Raw genomic sequence first — 805 nt, forward strand, 5'->3', positions numbered from 1 at the left:
TATAGGTTCAAATATACACAGGTTAGCTGCAGAGCTGGGCAAGGCTCTCGCGGGCCAGGTCGAATCGTGGTGCACATTCCAGGCTCAAGAGCGCACTATTAAGCCGGCCTCGGTAGCTCAGTCGGTAACGCGTTGGCTTGCTGAGCTCAAGATCGCGGGTTCGATCCCGGCCGAGGGCGGCAGCAATGTGGGGGAGGTAAACATTGCTTCCAACGCCGTGTGTCGGAGATTTCTGGCGCACGTTAAAGATCCCCAGGTGGTCGAAATTATCCGCAGCCCTCCCCTGCGGCGGCGCAGCATGGCCTTAGTTGCTCTTGAGCCGTAAAAACCCCAATCATTATTATTATTATTATTTTTCTCAAAATTGTCCTATATGTATAAAAGATGTGTACTTTGAGTGCACATCTTTGCTCACCTGCGTAACGTTGGGTCACCCATGGTGATGAAACACCGAGTCATCGTCATCGAATTAAAGTGTTGTTGTTGCTGTTGCTCGATCGTCGTTAACGGGGAACTGCGATCGAAAATTCAAGATGGTGCCTCGAGACAACGACGAAGGAAGTAAGTGAAGTCCACGAATATGTTGGCATACCAGCGCCGCTAAGAGGGCTACAATGTTTGATATCATGGCAGCATTGAGATGAGTGAAATGAATTCGTGCTATGCCTTCTGAGAGTCACCGCAACTGCGCCAACCAAGCTTACACCCCTAGTATTCTATACACTGTGCCGGAATCTGTGCCACTGCATTATTCATTGCATTAAATCGTCATCCGACGGATTGAGGTGAGTACGGAATCGTGACC

General features: G+C 49.7%; 1 protein-coding gene. It reads left to right on the top strand.

The genetic code is table 11. The features are described 5' to 3' along the window. The coding region (locus Q2M23_RS43690; protein ID WP_316399538.1) for a hypothetical protein at positions 1 to 325 on the top strand (325 nt) is incomplete at its 5' end. Positions 326 to 805: the final 480 nt, after the last annotated feature.

The organism is Bradyrhizobium sp. 33ap4, from assembly GCF_032654765.1.
Classification (GTDB): Bacteria; Pseudomonadota; Alphaproteobacteria; order Rhizobiales; family Xanthobacteraceae; genus Bradyrhizobium; species Bradyrhizobium australafricanum.